An 838-nucleotide genomic window follows, 5' to 3' on the forward strand; every position below is an offset into this window, starting at 1 on the left:
CGAATACGAGCATCCTGCCATAAACTACGACCTTCGATCTCTAGACTCTCAGAGAACTTTTCGATCGCTTCTAAATTTTCTTTTTTCTTCAACATAACCAGTCCCTGTTAGTAGCGAATTTTCGGGTCAATCAACGCTAGCAAAATATCAACAATTGCGTTGAACAAGATGAATAGGAAACCAATCAAGATGGTTACACCCATTACTAGCGAGTAGTCACGGTTGAACGCAGCGTTAACAAAAAGCTTGCCGATACCTGGTAGGCCGAAGATGGTTTCAACAACAACTGAACCTGTAATGATACCTACGAAGGCTGGCCCCATATAGGAAACAACAGGTAGAAGTGCAGGTTTAAGAGCATGCTTCACAACGATATAGCGATAGCTTAGACCTTTGGCACGAGCAGTTCGAATAAAGTTACTGTTTAGAGTCTCGATCATACTACCGCGAGTAATACGAGCGAAAGTCGCTACATATAAAAGAGACATCGCGATAACAGGCAGCACGATGTACATAAATGTACCGCCTTGCCAGCCACCAGCAGGGAAGATATCCCAGTGCAGTGAGAATAGGTAGATAAGAGCAGGCGCGAGTACGAATGAAGGCATTACAACCCCAAGCATCGCGGTCGACATGATGGTGTAGTCGACCCAAGTATTGTGCTTCAAGGCGGCAATGGTTCCGACAGTTACCCCCAAAATAACGGTGAAGACAAACGCAACAAAACCAACTTTAGCCGATACAGGTAGCGCGACAGAAATTAATTCATTTACCGAGTAATCTAGGTACTTAAAGGATGGACCAAAGTCGCCTTGAACTACATTGAACAGGTAAGAGG

Annotated in this window: 1 protein-coding gene and 1 pseudogene; both read right to left on the minus strand. The window is 44.5% G+C overall.

The window, feature by feature from the left end:
* Positions 1 to 95: pseudogene (locus tag BCT81_RS27715) on the minus strand (peptide ABC transporter permease); the annotation flags it as partial.
* A 12-nt stretch (positions 96 to 107) separates the two neighbouring features.
* Positions 108 to 838: oligopeptide ABC transporter permease OppB (gene oppB, locus BCT81_RS27720; RefSeq protein WP_102426531.1), on the minus strand; the 731-nt coding region annotated here is incomplete at its 5' end.

It is taken from the genome of Vibrio sp. 10N.261.52.A1, from assembly GCF_002876325.1.
GTDB classification, from domain to species: Bacteria; Pseudomonadota; Gammaproteobacteria; order Enterobacterales; family Vibrionaceae; genus Vibrio; species Vibrio chagasii.